Annotated in this window: 9 protein-coding genes; 6 read left to right on the top strand and 3 right to left on the bottom strand. The window is 46.7% G+C overall.

The genetic code is table 11. From position 1 onward, the window contains the following. Nucleotides 1-87: 87 nt before the first annotated feature. On the bottom strand, nucleotides 88-942 hold the full coding sequence (locus FCL46_RS21765; RefSeq protein WP_136808927.1) for a hypothetical protein: 855 nt from the start codon (nucleotides 940-942) through the stop codon (nucleotides 88-90). A 436-nt stretch (nucleotides 943-1,378) separates the two neighbouring features. On the opposite strand from FCL46_RS21765, the gene FCL46_RS21760 reads away from it, so the two are divergent. From FCL46_RS21760 to FCL46_RS21745, 4 genes are all read left to right on the top strand, one after another. Then, nucleotides 1,379-3,853 (top strand): bacteriohemerythrin, encoded by a 2,475-nt coding sequence (locus FCL46_RS21760; RefSeq protein ID WP_136808928.1) that lies wholly within the window; start codon nucleotides 1,379-1,381, stop codon nucleotides 3,851-3,853. Between the two features lie 318 nt (nucleotides 3,854-4,171). After that, on the top strand, nucleotides 4,172-5,545 hold the full coding sequence (locus FCL46_RS21755) for a deoxyribodipyrimidine photo-lyase (protein WP_136808929.1): 1,374 nt from the start codon (nucleotides 4,172-4,174) through the stop codon (nucleotides 5,543-5,545). A 50-nt stretch (nucleotides 5,546-5,595) separates the two neighbouring features. Continuing rightward, on the top strand, nucleotides 5,596-6,018 hold the full coding sequence (locus FCL46_RS21750) for a 4Fe-4S binding protein (protein ID WP_136808930.1): 423 nt from the start codon (nucleotides 5,596-5,598) through the stop codon (nucleotides 6,016-6,018). Next, nucleotides 6,015-7,778, top strand: a complete 1,764-nt coding sequence (locus FCL46_RS21745) for an aldehyde ferredoxin oxidoreductase N-terminal domain-containing protein (RefSeq protein ID WP_136808931.1) — start codon at nucleotides 6,015-6,017, stop codon at nucleotides 7,776-7,778. Before FCL46_RS21750 ends, FCL46_RS21745 begins: the two co-directional genes overlap by 4 nt. An 84-nt stretch (nucleotides 7,779-7,862) precedes the next feature. On the opposite strand, the gene FCL46_RS21740 is transcribed toward FCL46_RS21745, so the two are convergent. Together FCL46_RS21740 and FCL46_RS21735 are read right to left on the bottom strand one after the other, a co-directional pair. Continuing rightward, nucleotides 7,863-8,840 (bottom strand): malate dehydrogenase, encoded by a 978-nt coding sequence (locus tag FCL46_RS21740; protein WP_136808932.1) that lies wholly within the window; start codon nucleotides 8,838-8,840, stop codon nucleotides 7,863-7,865. Between the two features lie 217 nt (nucleotides 8,841-9,057). Continuing rightward, entirely contained in the window at nucleotides 9,058-12,678 is a 3,621-nt protein-coding gene (locus FCL46_RS21735; RefSeq protein ID WP_136808933.1) for a hydantoinase B/oxoprolinase family protein, read from the bottom strand. Between the two features lie 247 nt (nucleotides 12,679-12,925). Here FCL46_RS21735 and FCL46_RS21730 point away from each other — a divergent pair, with 247 nt between their 5' ends. Both FCL46_RS21730 and FCL46_RS21725 read left to right on the top strand, forming a co-directional pair. Further along, nucleotides 12,926-13,900 (top strand): TRAP transporter substrate-binding protein, encoded by a 975-nt coding sequence (locus FCL46_RS21730; RefSeq protein WP_420811290.1) that lies wholly within the window; start codon nucleotides 12,926-12,928, stop codon nucleotides 13,898-13,900. Between the two features lie 107 nt (nucleotides 13,901-14,007). Further along, a complete protein-coding gene (locus tag FCL46_RS21725; RefSeq protein ID WP_136808935.1) occupies nucleotides 14,008-14,598 on the top strand; it encodes a TRAP transporter small permease in 591 nt (196 codons plus the stop codon). Nucleotides 14,599-14,602: the final 4 nt, after the last annotated feature.

Here is a 14,602-nt window from a genome sequence, read left to right as displayed (position 1 = left end):
GTACAGGGGGATGGATAGAATCTGGGCTCAGCGGTGAAAAAAATAAATTTCAGTGTGTGACTTTCGGTTCACAATAGGAAACATTCGCTATTTGCGATTATGCATCTGAGCAATTATCTGCTCTGCTCCTTTCTTCTTTTTCCGAAATACACGGGAAAGCTCCTCTGCGGTTGATGGGAGAACTTTCTCAGAATCATATATGTCCATTAATTCGTTGTAATATTTGTAGAAAAAGAGAAAGAGGTCCTGGTAGCAGTCTTCCGAGAATGAATTGGTTATGACTTTTGTAAGTTTACCATCTTTATCGGCGATAATCTTTGTGGTCTGGAAAGGTTCAATTGTTTCCTGGAATAGTCTGGTGACATGCTCTACATCCCGATCAGTTTGGATGCGCTCAAATTCATCTTGAAACCTTGAGATGGTAGAGCAGACAAAACGGGTGATCTTGTTCTGATCGAATACTTTTTCTGACTTGAGAAGTGCGCTTTCAAATAACCCTTTACTGCTGGTGCTCTCTTTTTTAGCTTTCAGTTCTGCATCAGCAACCCGCTGGTGAATTATCTTTTCAAGATGCGCTTCTTTTGCTGTTAGTTCCTGTTCTTTTTCTTCAAGTGCTACGATACGCTCCTCAAGAGCACGAAAAATATTCGGAAATGCTTCTCTACTGACAGTTCTGTCGTAATAGTTGTCAAATTCAAGACCGATGGCAGCAATTTCTTTTATTTCCTCTGCCTGGCTGATTTTGAGTTCCTGTTCAAGTACTCCGTCGAGATGGTCTGTGGAATCAGAAATGCGTTCACGATTTTTTCGGATTACCTGTACCGATTGGTTTGCGGCGGCCTGGACGGTAGAGGTTATAGCCGCAACCGCATTTTTAACGGTGCTGTTTTCTGATTCAAGATATTCAGATATCTTTTTTGCGTCGATTAAGAGGTTGTTCATGCTCACACCGGCTTCCCAACTAGGTACTTAAAAGTAATTCTCATAAATACTGCCTAACGATGTTCATTAGCAGGGTACTTTGAAAAAGTAGATTGTTTGATCACGATCGAGGCCTGGAGTATGTTTTTCAACAGAACTATATTGTCTATTTCGGTCGATAATTTGCTTCATGGTAGAGATTCTTTTAGAAAAAACAGTTGATTCAGCCCTTCTGAATCCAGAAGGTATCATCTGCGTTTCTAAGGTATAGCATATTTCTTCTTTGTTGTACTGTGAACTATTTTTTCCTTTTCTACAATATCAGGTTTTTTTTCGGGAGCTTCCTTGAATAAGAAGCCCATCCTGCGATAACCTTGTTATGTATGGATACTGGGGCTGTCAGACCGGACCAGATCTATCAGGCTAAAGGTATTTGCTGATATATAGAGGGAAAAGAATGATCGGATATTTAAAAAAACGTCTTAGCGCCAAAATGCTGGTGGTGCTTGTTGTTATCCTGGCCATTTCGTTTGCAGGGTTGGGACTTTCTGTAATTAGGAAGCAGGGTGATCTGCTGACGGAGATGCGTGAAAGCGTCTATGCCAAGCTCAAACAAACGGGTGATGAGGCTCGTACGCAATTCGACTCACTTGAAAAAAGTGTCGGGAGTCAGCTGACGGCAATGGGGAAAGAAACAGCCTTAAACCTCTCTGAAGTGACGACTGAAGCCTTATCAACAGAAGAAGCCAACATTGGTAAAGGGATGGAGAAGTTGCTTGTAAGCAATGCCGAAGCTGTGGCTGCGGTACTTGCCAAGGTTGGTGAGAGCAGGATACTTGAAGAAAACTACAGTCAGCTTGTCGATTTCACCAGAGCCGTTGCTCAGACAGAAGAAATCGTTTTTGCGTTCTATCTGGATAAGGATGATGCATTTTTACCGAGCTACATAAATATTGTAGACGATCTGGTTATCTCCTATCTAAGAAAAGGAGACGGCGAAGATGAAGAGGATTTGCAGATCCGGGCAGGGATAATATTGAATGCAGCCCGGAACGATCCGTCTGTAATGCTTCATGAGCTTGTAATCGAATATTTTGGCCTGCCACTGGGCAAAGTGATCGTCTGTGTTAATAGAATTGCGGTAACCCGTGAGGTCGAAGCACTTGCTACTCGCTTTGAGGCGCTAAAAAATGCCAATGAAGAATCTATTAAAACCATTATTGAGCAAGAGTCGCAAAAGGTTATCGGCAGCATGAAAAACGATCTTGAACGGGTTGCTGTTCAGAATAATGCGGCGATTGATGAGACGGGTAGGATTCTTGAGACATCAGCTTTAGATGTAAAATCCGGAACTACCTGGGCAGTGCTTGTCATCGGTGCAATTTGCTGTTTGGGTGTAATTGTAGCAGTGGGAATGATGTTGAGGTTTATGGTGGTTAAGCCTATTTATGAAATTACGGAGGGGTTACGGGATGCCGCGGAAGGTGATGGAGACCTTACCAAACGGCTTAGTATATCACGGCCTGATGAAATAGGTATGCTGGCAAAGTGGTTTGACACCTTTGTGGCTAAACTCAACACTATCATTGTAGATATCGGGGCAAACTCAGAAACAGTAACTTCGTCTGCTTTTGAAGTGTTGTCGGCTTCGGATCAGATGCTTCAGCAATCGGATGGTCTGAAGAAAAAAGCCAGTGGCGTGGCGGCTTCTAGTGAGGAGATGGATGTCAGTATGACTTCAGTGGCAGCTGCAAGCGAAGAGGCTTCGACGAATATTGGTTTTGTGGCTGAAGCAGCGTCTGAGATGCGGGAGGCTCTTGATGGGGTTGTTCTTGAGTGCGACAGGGCCCAAGGGGTAAGCCAGACAGCATCCACTCAGGTTAAGAGCGCGACGGATAAGGTGGCTCAGCTAGGGGAAGCGGCCAGAGATATAAGCAAAGTAAGTGAGGTGATTACTGAGATTGCTGACCAGACCAACCTCCTGGCCTTAAACGCAACAATAGAAGCGGCACGTGCTGGAGACGCGGGTAAGGGGTTTGCTGTTGTCGCAGGAGAAATCAAGGAACTCGCAAATCAGACCCAGCAGGCAACTCAGCAAATTAAAGGACGAATTGAAGATATACAGGCATCGACAAACGATACAGTTCAGGAAGTCGGGTTGATTGCGGATGTGATTCGCGATGTTGACGCTATTATTTCGTCGATTGCCATTTCGATGGCCGAGCAGTCTGCAAGGGCAGCAGAGGTTGCCCAGAACATCGAGCAGGCATCTCAGGGAATCGCTGAAGTGAACCAGAATGTGGCCCAGAGTTCTCATGTATCAACCCTTATCGCAGAAAACATTGCGGAGGTAAATGAAGTTGCGGCGGATATGTCTTCACATAGTGCCGATATGCGGGCCAGTGCCGAGGGGCTTTCAGAACTTGCCACACAGCTTCGCCAAATGATCAGTATATTTAAAGTTTCTGTTGAGGAAGCTGACAAAAGCGGTGATAGGATCGTTGTCGAGCAAAAGCACATTGATGTGAAAGATCTCTTTGTCTGGAGTAAGCAGCTGGAGACCGGTTTTGAGTCGGTAGACACGCAGCATAAACGATTAGTCAAACTGGTAAATGAGCTGCATAGGGCAATGAAAAATAGGGCTGGAGCGAAAGAGGCAGGGAGGATACTTAACGAGCTGGCCACCTATACGAAAACTCACTTCGCTTTTGAAGAAGAGTTTTTTGAGAAATATAAATACCCTGCTATTGAGCAACATAAAAAAGCGCATAAAGATCTGGTTGATAAAGTGACAAGCTTCAGTAATGACTTTAATCAGGGGAAGGCCGGGTTATCCATGGATCTGATGAATTTTCTCTCTTCCTGGTTGCGGGATCATATAATGAAGACAGATATGGCCTACGTGAAATTCTTTGAGGGTAAGGATATCTAACAGCTCCCGTGCTCTTTCTGAGAGTGGCTTAAAAATAGTATGTTATACAAGAATATCCTGTGGTGTAGCGTATGAACGTTGGTTGTGTTAATGGCGGAATGTAGTGGCGTGGTCTCTCCCGATAACTGGATTGCTATAATCACTTGCGATTACATATAACTATATCGTTTAATAGTGTGCCCTTCGATATTTGAGTGTCTGTACGGTAAGTGTCCTTTGCTGATCATGTTTGATGCTCCAGCCGAAAGCAGTCTATCCTGAAACTTCATCAGTACCCTAGTGTGATGTATATTACCTACTCCAGTCAGGAGAAAACCTATGCCCGAAAAGTACAGAGTTGATGCCCGTCGAGTACGGGTGCTGCAGGATGGAATACGTGGTGATGGGCCGGTTATTTATTGGTTGAGCAGAGATCAGCGTCTGCATGATAACTGGGCATTATTACATGCTCAGGATCTTGCGATTCGTGATTCACGGGAGTTATATGTAGTTTTTTGTCTGCAGAAACTGTTTCTCAATGCAAGTGATCGTCATTTTGCCTTTATGATACAAGGCTTAAGGGAAATGGCCGAATGTCTGGCCGAAAATAATATCGGTTTTATTCTACTGAGGGGAGAGCCTCAGCGCGAGCTTACTGCATATATTACTGCAATAGATGCTCATTCTCTGGTTACCGATTTTAATCCTTTAAAAATCAAACAGCGTTGGCAGGAGCAGATTGCAGATTCGGTGAAGGTGCCATTTCTGGAAGTGGATGCGCATAATATTATTCCCTGTTGGTACGCATCTGAAAAACGGGAATATGCAGCATACACATTCAGGCCGAAGGTCAATCGTCTGCTGCCTGAGTTTTTGACGGAATTTCCAAGAGTAGAAATACATCCGTATCCTGAAAATCGACGGGTTTCACAAGTAGATTGGCAAGCAACATCCAGAGAAGTAACCGCAGAATATATTGAAGATCATCGCTGGCCCATACCTGGTGAGAAACAGGCAAAACGTGAGCTGGACAATTTTGTTCAAAACAAACTGTGCAATTACGACAACAAACGAAACGATCCGCTTGAATATGCGCAATCTGGGCTTAGCCCATATTTTCATTTCGGCCAGTTATCACCGCAGCGTGCAGCTCTTGCTGTTTCGGAAAGCAAAGATGTTCAGCCAAGCAAAGATGCCTATCTTGAAGAGTTGATAGTTCGAAGAGAATTGAGTGACAACTTTTGTTATTATTGTCATGATTACGATAGCTTTGATGGGTTTCCCGATTGGGCCAGGAAATCATTGGATATCCATAGGGCTGATACGCGGGATTATGTCTACTCCGAAGAACAGTTTGTATCATCTCTCACTCATGAACCGTTATGGAACTGCTGTCAGAAAATGCTTGTAGAGAGCGGTCGTCTGCATGGGTATCTCAGGATGTACTGGGCGAAAAAGATTCTCGAGTGGAGTGAATCCCCGGAAGAAGCCATGCGTATAGCAATTCTCTTAAATGATACATTTGCTTTCGACGGCCGTGATCCTAACGGGTATACAGGGATCGCCTGGTCAATAGGCGGGGTCCATGACCGTGCCTGGAAGGAGAGAAGTGTTTTCGGCAAAATCCGTTATATGAACGAGAAAGGCTGTCGAAGAAAATTTGATGTAAACAGATTGCTGGTAACAGCTCAAATGATTAACAGATTGCAGTGATGGACAACTGCTTAAAATTTCAGCACGGTTTCTCTGAGATGAGGTAGATAATGAAACAGTTAAAAGCACCACGAATGGACCAGTGTATCGGTTGTCATTCCTGTTCGCTTGCTTGTGCACGGTTTATTCATGGCAGGCTTTCGTGGTCCGCTGCAGGAATTCGTATTCAGTCGTCCGGTGGTTTATCCACTGGGTTTACTGCAATTCGATGCCTGGCATGTGACCCTGCTCCGTGTGCAACGGTATGTCCGACTTCTGCTTTCAGGCAAAGGCCTGGAGGTGGGGTTGTTGTACGTAAGAAATTGTGTATTCAATGCGGAAAATGTGTGCCGGTCTGCCCGGTTGACGCTGTTTACCAGAATCATCTGGGTGAGGTGTTTGTCTGCATCCATTGCGGTCGTTGTGTGCCGTATTGTCCACAAAACTGCCTTGAGATGGGAGATGGGCCAGAGGTTGATGGAGGGACACCATGATACGTGAAAATTTCAGGATTTTGCTCTTTGATCTACACGAAGGTAAAGGGGAAATTGTTGAGTTAGCCGGGAGGGAAGAGGTAGTCGGTGGAAGCGGCCTCGCGGCAATGCTCTATTCCCGTTACGGTGATGCGAAAAAGCGTTGGGATGATGACGGTCAGCCGCTGATTTTCACTATCGGTCCATTGACCGGGTATTTTCCGCTCATGAGCAAAACTGTCTGCGCATTTCGTTCATCCTATCACAATGAATATACCGAAAGTCACGGTGGCGGCAGGCTTGCGTTGGCTTTGCAGTTTTGTAATCTTGATGGTTTGGTGATAATCGGGAAAGCGGTACGTCTTTCATGTCTCTATGTGAGTCTTAGACGAATTGAGCTTAAAGATGTCGAGTTTATGCGGGGGATGGATGTGGATAAGGCGGGTAAGACTCTGCGCCGGATGTATCCCGGAGGTTCAGGTCACAGATCGATTTTGCGTATTGGACCATCCGGGGAAATTTGCTCTTCAATGGCCTGCATAAATGTTGATACGTACAGGCATTTCGGGCGTATGGGTGGTGGTGCGTCCATGGGAGCAAAAAATCTCAAAGGTATAGTTGTTTGTGGAGAGGGGGAATTGAACGTACCTGCTGAAATTCAAAAGACATATCTGAAGACATTTGAGGAGGTGTATAAAAAAGTTACCTCCACAGATATGATGAAAAAATATCATGATCTGGGAACGGCGGTAAATCTTCAGAGTCTCAATGATATAGAATCGCTCCCCTGGAGGAATCTGCAGCAGACAAGTGACCCTGCAATAACCAGTGTTACAGGTGCCGCTTTTGCTGATGAAACCCTACTCAGAAATGGTGCTTGTGCAGGTTGCCCTGTAGGCTGTGTCCATATCGGATATATTCGTGAGAAAGCAAAATCCGAAAACCGGTATCACTATCATCAGGTTGCTTACGATTATGAACCGATTTTTTCAGCAGGTACAATGCTTGGGATAACCCATGCATTCGGTGTGCTGCGTGTCCTTGATGTGATCGAAAAGGTGAGTCTTGATGCGATGTCAGCAGGCGTTGCCCTGGCCTGGGCAACAGAGGCGACCGAACGCGGCCTGGTGTCAGAGAAAGAAACTCTTATCCCACTGGCCTTTGGCGATGTTGAAGGGTATCAGCAGGCTGCAATGCATCTCGGGCGTGGAACAAACGAGTTTTATCGCTTACTCGGGCAGGGCACGTTAAAGGCTGCAGCAGTCTATGGCGGTGAAGAGTTTGGCTGTGTGCTTGGCCAGGAGATGGCTGGTTATGCAACTGGTGAACTGTTTTTTGCAGCGCAGACTCTCGGGTTTCGCCATTCACATCTCGATACCGGTGCCTACAGCTATGATCAGAAAAATAGCGAAAAAGATGTGAACACGGCAGTTGATTTCCTTATGGGCGATGAGCCGGGAAGGGCATATCTCACCTCAATGGTATCCTGCTTGTTTGCCCGTTCAATCTATACCGATGAGCAACTTGCTGAGTGCCTTAAAAGTATTGGTTATTCAAAACTTGCGGAATCAATTGGAGAAGCGGGCGAGCATATTCGAATCCTTCGATGGAAGGTGCGGGCTGATACTGGCTTTTCTCCGGAGAATTTTTCTATCCCCAAACGATTTTACTCAGTGAAGACATGGAAGGGGCCTGTCGATGCAACCTATCTTGATTCGCTTAAAGAAGAATATGGCAGGAGAATAGTTGAGCTGATTGATACGCAGGACAAAGCCAAATAGTTTCCAATAAAAAAAGGGTGAAACCGTAAGCATTACGGTTTCACCCTTTTTCTCTACACTATGTATAAAACAACCAGTTAAGAATTAGAGCATATCTGAGATAGCGTCACGCTCACCAGTCAATTCTTTTTCGGTATTACCCATCATCTCGCGGCTGAAGTCACTGATTTCAAGGCCTGGAATTTCTTTCCACTCACCGTTCTCGCAAGTGATAGGGAATGAGTAAACGATATCTTCATCGATTCCATAGGTGTTACCTTTAGAGTATACGCCCATGCTTACCCATTTGCCGTTGGTACCCAGAGCCCAGTCACGCATATGGTCGATAGCGGCAGAAGCGGCAGATGCAGCACTGGATGCGCCACGTGCCTTGATGATCGCTGCACCACGCTGCTGAACTGTTGGAATGAAATTCTCAACATACCACTCGTTATCAACACTATCCTTTACAGACTTACCCTCTGCAGTGGCATAGCTGATATCAGGATACTGGGTAGCTGAGTGGTTACCCCAGACAACCATCTGCTCAATGGCGGTGGTGGCACAACCTAACTTCTCGGAAACCTGAGAAAGTGAACGATTGTGGTCCAGACGCATCATTGCGGTGATGTTGCGCGGATTGAGATCAGGAGCGTTTTTCAGGGTGATAAGTGCGTTGGTGTTCGCAGGGTTACCTACAACCAGAACTTTTACGTTACGGCTGGCGTTATCGTTTAATGCCTTGCCCTGAACAGAGAAAATCTGAGCGTTTGCCATGAGCAAATCACTTCGTTCCATGCCAGGTCCGCGAGGACGTGCACCAACAAGCACTGCATAGTCGGTATCTTTGAATGCAACGTTAGGATCGTCGGTCGCAACGATGGAATCGACTAAAGGAAATGCGCAGTCATTCAGTTCCATGACAACACCTTCAAGGGCGCCCATGGCTGGTGGAATCTCAAGAAGCTGCAGGATTACCGGCTGGTCTTTGCCCAGCATATCGCCTGCGGCAATACGAAAAATAATAGAATAGCTGATCTGTCCTGCTGCACCGGTGACTGCTACGCGTACAGGTGTTTTCATCGTTGCCTCCGTGGAAATGTTTCGTGAAAGATTTTCACCTTGAAGCCTCATGGAAGAGGCATTCAGATTCCGGCCAGTAGGTAACCGTCCTCGTCAAAACGGCCGTTTGTGAAACCGGGTTTATGAAGTCGAGGTGAAACCTTAACATACTGTCCTGTAAGAATCTAGATAGAACCTGATTTTCTTACAGTAAAAATATAAATAAGAAAACATAAAATTATTGATTTGTAATCTTTCCGTAGCCGCCGCCGCCTGGAGTCAATATACAAAAAACATCACCGGGTTGCATGGTCACTTCATCGTTTCCTGCCACCTTTTCAACAACTCCGTTTTGTCGAGTAACACTGTTATCCCCGGTGCTTCCATCCATGCCTCCGGCTAAGCCATAAGGGGGCGTTTGCCTGTGTGATGAGAGGATGGTTGCGGTCATTTCTTCAAGAAAGCGTATTTTGCGAATGACTCCTTCGCCGCCTGAATAATTCCCTGCACCACCAGATCCACGGCGGATTGAGAATTCATCAATGCGTACCGGGAAGCGCCATTCTACAACTTCAGGGTCGGTCATTCTGGTGTTGGTCATATGGCTGTGGACCGCTGATGTACCATTGTGGTCGGGTCCTGCGCCTGTGCCACCGCAGATTGTTTCGTAATTCTGGTGTATCTCGTTGCCATAGACGAAATTATTCATCGTCCCCTGTGAGGAAGCGAGAATACCAAGTGCACCGTAGAGTGCGTCGGTTATCGCCTGACTCACCTCGGTATTGCCGGAGATAACGGCTGCAGGGTAGACCGGACTGATCATAGTGCCTTCAGGAATTTGAATGTTGAGTGGCTTGAGGCAACCCTGGTTTAAAGGGATGTTGTCTTCAACAAGTGTGCGGAAGACATACAGCACAGCTGCCTTGCAGACAGCTTTGGGCGCGTTGTAATTGCCTTCGTTCTGCAGGGAGGTTCCTGTAAAATCAATGGTGGCCTCTCGTTTATTACGGTCAACTGAGATAGCTACATTGATGTGAGCACCGCCATCAAGAGGATAGATGAAAGAGCCGTCCTGCAATACGTCGAGTACGCGGCGAACCGATTCCTCGGCGTTATCCTGCACGTGCTGCATATAGGCATGGACAACATCAAGGCTGAAATGATTGACCATCCTGCGCAGTTCCCGAACTCCTGTCTCATTGGCGGCGATCTGGGCAGCGAGATCTGCCATGTTTTGCTCTATGTTTCTGCAAGGATAGCGTCCGGATGTGAGAAGGTTTCGCGTTTCCTGTTCTCGTAATTTGCCGTTGTGTACCAGGAGGAAGTTATCGATAAGTACACCTTCTTCTTCTATGTGACGGCTGTCAGGTGGCGATGAACCGGGAGTGCGTCCACCAATATCAGCATGGTGGCCGCGTGAACCAACATAAAAGAGGATATCCTCGCCTTTTTCATCAAAAACAGGTGTTATGACCGTTACATCCGGCAGATGTGTACCGCCATTGTAGGGCGCATTCAGCATGTAGACATCGCCTGCCTGCATTGTGCCTCTATTTTCACGAATAACGGTCCTGACTGATTCCCCCATTGAGCCAAGGTGCACAGGTACATGCGGGGCATTGGCAACCAGATTTCCTTTAGCGTCAAAGAGCGCGCAGGAAAAATCGAGACGTTCCTTGATGTTTACTGAGTAGGCAGTGTTGGCAAGCGTTGCCCCCATCTGTTCGGCGATTGACATGAACAGGTTGTTGAATACCTCAAGCATAACGGGGTCAACACTGGTGCCGATAGCTTCAGTCTGCTTTCTGGCTATGTGCCTGTTGAGAATAAGGTGCTGGCGACTGTTGACCTTGGCCTGCCATCCTTCCTCAACAACAACGGTACCTGTCGATTCGACAATGACGGCAGGGCCGGTTACAAGATGTCCACATTCCATCTGGTCACGATCATAGAGCGGAGCGGTGTGGGAATCTCCACCACTAAAGAGAGTGATTGTGTCGATTGGCTGGATATCAGTTTGTGCACGTACTGAAGTTTCAGGATCAATAATTGGTTCGTTGATACCCACAGCCTCAACGGAGATTGCCTCAATTACGAGTGCACGGTTTTCTGCGATAAAACCAAAACGCTTTTTATGTGCCAGCTCAAAGTCACTCTGCATTGCAGAGTGCGATCCGGCGTCCACGAGCAGGGGAGTGTCGGTTCCTTCATAGCGAAGATGGGCTTTGCAGATGAGCTTGATGTGTGCTTCTTCAACGCCCTGGCTTTTTACTTCTTCAATGACTTCATAAGAAAGAGATGAAGATGCGTGTTCAATCAGTTTTTCAGCGTTAGCGTCAAAGGGTTGCTCGATCTGTTTTTCACGCATGGCTCGGATGTCGGCAAGCCCCATGCCGTAGGCAGAAAGAACCCCTGCAAACGGATGGAGAAAAACCTGTTTCATCCCCAGGGCATCTGCAACAAGACAGGCATGTTGACCGCCTGCACCGCCAAAACAATTCAGTGTATACTCAGTTATGTCGTATCCGCGTTGTACCGAGATCTTTTTGATGGCATTGGCCATATTCTCGACGGCGATTCGAAGAAAGCCTTCCGCGACTTTTTCAGGTGTTTGTAGTGGAGTATCGGTTGCCTGTGCTATATCTTTGGCAAGTTGCAGAAAGCCGGTTGTAACAGCTTCAGCATCAAGTGCTTCGTTGGCTTCTGGGCCGAAAACTTTAGGGAAGTGAATCGGATTAATTTTGCCAAGCATGACGTTACAGTCTGTAACAGTGAGAGGCCCACCACGTCTGTAACATGCAGGGCCCGGGTTGGCGCCAGCGGATTCGGGGCCGACACGGTAGCGTGAACCGTCAAACTGTAAAATTGAACCACCACCTGCGGCAACGGTATGAATATGCATCATCGGTGCGCGCATCCTGATCCCGGCCACAACTGTTTCAAAACTCCGCTCATATTCGCCGTCATAATGAGCGACGTCAGTGGATGTTCCGCCCATATCAAAACCGATCAACTTTGTAAATCCGCTCATTGCAGCAGTGCGGGTCATACCGACAACACCGCCAGCCGGGCCTGAGAGGATAGCATCTTTGCCCTGGAAGAAATTGGCATCAGTAAGGCCTCCGTTTGACTGCATAAACATGAGTCGAGGACCTTTTCCTGAGCTTGCGTTAAGCTGTCCGGCAACCTGATTTACATATCTGCGGAGGATCGGAGAGAGGTATGCATCAACGACAGTGGTATCTCCGCGGGCGACCAGCTTCATAAGCGGGCTGACTTTATGGCTGACAGAAATCTGTTCAAAGCCGATTTCAGCGGCAAGTTTTTCCAGCGCCACCTCATGGTCAGGGTAGCGATACCCATGCATAAAAACAATGGCGATTGAGCGAATTCCATTGGTATATGCTTGTGTAAGTCCTGCTCTGCATCCTTCAACATCAAGTGCAGTGATGACCTCGCCGCTGGCGCTGAGTCGCTCATCAATCTCCAGTACATCTTCGTAGAGCATCTCAGGTAATACAATATTTCTGGCGAAGAGATCGGGGCGACTTTGGTAACCTATCCTGAGTGCGTCGCCAAAACCTTTGGTTATAGCGAGGAGGGTGCGTTCACCTTTTCTTTCCAGCAGGGCATTGGTAGCAACGGTAGTGCCCATTTTTACATGCTCAATGGCTTCCTGCGGCAGAGCATCCTCAGAACCAAGTTCGAGCAGGTCACGTATTCCCTGAATTGCAGCATCAGTATAGTTTTCTGGGTTTTCGGACAAAAGCTTATGGCTGACCAGTGAGCCGTCCGGACGTTTTGCGACGATATCGGTAAAGGTTCCTCCGCGATCAACCCATATTTGCCATTTTCCCATTGCTCTGCTCCTGTTGCTGCATGAGGTTATGAAATTGAATATACGATGTTTTCGGTTTATTCGATTACATTTCTGTTATAGATAGATAATTTTTATCGACAAAATGTCAACGTTATGGAAGAATGTCAATATTGAGTTGAAAAGTCAATATCAATCTTGCAATAATGTGACATCAGTGTAGTCGCAGCAGTTATAACTGCACCTGAATCGCAGGTGTAAATCTTTAGAGGAGGAGATAACTATGAAGATGCGCAAGAACATGATGGCAGCTCTCAGCTGTGCAGCACTTACCGTAGGACTGGCAACTGCCGGCCAGGCAGCAACCTGGGATATGCCAACCCCCTATCCTGATAAAACTTTCCATACTCAGAATATTATAGAATTTGCCAAAGATGTGGAAACTGCAACCGGCGGGGCATTAACAATAAAGGTGCATTCTGCAGGGTCACTCTTTAAGCATCCTGAAATTAAGAATGCTGTACGTGGTGGGCAGGTACCTGTTGGTGAATTTTTTCTCTCGCGTCTCTCCAACGAGCATGCGGTTTTCGGCGCAGATTCCCAACCGTTTCTGGCAACGAATTATGATGATGCAGAAAACCTGTGGAATGCCCAGCGCGGCGTGGTTGCAAAACTTCTTGATAAGCAGGGGCTGATGCCGCTTTTTTCAGTGCCTTGGCCGCCACAGGGTTTGTATACCAAAAAAGAGATCAAGACTGTTGATGACTTAAAAGGCATCAAGTTCAGGGCCTACAATGCAACTCTTGAGACCTTTGCCAAGAAGATCGGAGCAGCACCGACACAGGTTGAGGTGCCGGATATCCCGCAGGCATTTGCTACTGGTCGTGTCGAAGCTATGATTACTTCACCATCAACAGGTGCTAACTCAAAAGCGTGGGATTTTGTAACCCATTTTACCGATATTCAGGCCTGGGTTCCTAAAAATATCGTTGTTGTCAGCAAAAAAGCTTTCCGTAAACTTGATAAAGCAACTCAGGATGCGGTTCTTGCTGCAGCAGCAACAGCAGAAAAGCGCGGTCTTGAGATGAGTAAGAAGGAGACTTCTGAAAAAATTCAGATCATGAAAGACAACGGTGTGATCATTGTCACTCCAAGCGCCGAGTTGATGACTGGATTAAAAGCAGTTGGTGCTGAGATGCTTGTGGACTGGCAGAAAGATGCAGGTGCAGAAGGTGAAGAACTCCTGAAGAATTACCAAAAATAACGTGTAAATTGTGGTTGGATTACAGTGTCGGGCCGCAGCTTGCCCGGCACGTTGTCCTTTTGCCTGATCCATTGTGTCAAAAATTGCTATGCCGGGAAGGGGGAACTATGGTTCGAGGCTGGTTAAACAAACTTTATGTGGTGAGTGGATATCTGGCTGCAATGTTTATTGCACTGATCTGTTTGCTGGTCGTCTCCCAGGTTGTCCTTAACCTGATTGACCGCATGAGCACCCTGATCACAGGCACTGCGGTGGGGCTAACCATTCCTTCTTATGCTGATTTTACAGGGTTTTTTCTCGCTGCTGCCTCGTTTCTGGCCCTTGCCTATACGTTGCGTGAAGGTGGTCATATTCGTGTAACGCTGGTGATAGGTAATCTTCCAACTGTAATCAGGCGATTTTTTGAGATCTGGTGTCTTGGCGTTGCAACATCCATCACCTGCTATTTCACGTACTATACTGCACGCCTTGTCTGGGAATCCTACAGCTACAACGACCTTTCTGCGGGCATGATTGCCGTACCTATCTGGATACCTCAATGCGCAATGCTAATGGGTCTTGTGATCCTGGCTATAGCGCTTCTGGATGAGCTTGTAGCAATTCTTTCGGGTAGACCAGCCAGTTATGCCGATAAAGGTGAGAAGCTGCTTGAAAGTGATAATGAATTAGAAGAATTACCAACGGAATCGGGGAGTTAAGGAG

It is taken from the genome of Desulfosediminicola flagellatus, from assembly GCF_005116655.2.
In the GTDB taxonomy this organism is placed as follows: domain Bacteria; phylum Desulfobacterota; class Desulfobulbia; order Desulfobulbales; family Desulfocapsaceae; genus Desulfopila; species Desulfopila flagellata.
The sequence above is the reverse complement of the archived record's forward strand: the minus strand, read 5'-3'. Positions and strand labels throughout refer to the sequence as shown.

Coding starts and splice junctions, on each gene's coding strand:
- FCL46_RS21765 (WP_136808927.1), bottom strand. CDS start 942: ATGAACAACCTCTTAATCGACGCAAAAAAGATATCTGAATATCTTGAA.
- FCL46_RS21760 (WP_136808928.1), top strand. CDS start 1,379: ATGATCGGATATTTAAAAAAACGTCTTAGCGCCAAAATGCTGGTGGTG.
- FCL46_RS21755 (WP_136808929.1), top strand. CDS start 4,172: ATGCCCGAAAAGTACAGAGTTGATGCCCGTCGAGTACGGGTGCTGCAG.
- FCL46_RS21750 (WP_136808930.1), top strand. CDS start 5,596: ATGAAACAGTTAAAAGCACCACGAATGGACCAGTGTATCGGTTGTCAT.
- FCL46_RS21745 (WP_136808931.1), top strand. CDS start 6,015: ATGATACGTGAAAATTTCAGGATTTTGCTCTTTGATCTACACGAAGGT.
- FCL46_RS21740 (WP_136808932.1), bottom strand. CDS start 8,840: ATGAAAACACCTGTACGCGTAGCAGTCACCGGTGCAGCAGGACAGATC.
- FCL46_RS21735 (WP_136808933.1), bottom strand. CDS start 12,678: ATGGGAAAATGGCAAATATGGGTTGATCGCGGAGGAACCTTTACCGAT.
- FCL46_RS21730 (WP_420811290.1), top strand. CDS start 12,926: ATGCGCAAGAACATGATGGCAGCTCTCAGCTGTGCAGCACTTACCGTA.
- FCL46_RS21725 (WP_136808935.1), top strand. CDS start 14,008: ATGGTTCGAGGCTGGTTAAACAAACTTTATGTGGTGAGTGGATATCTG.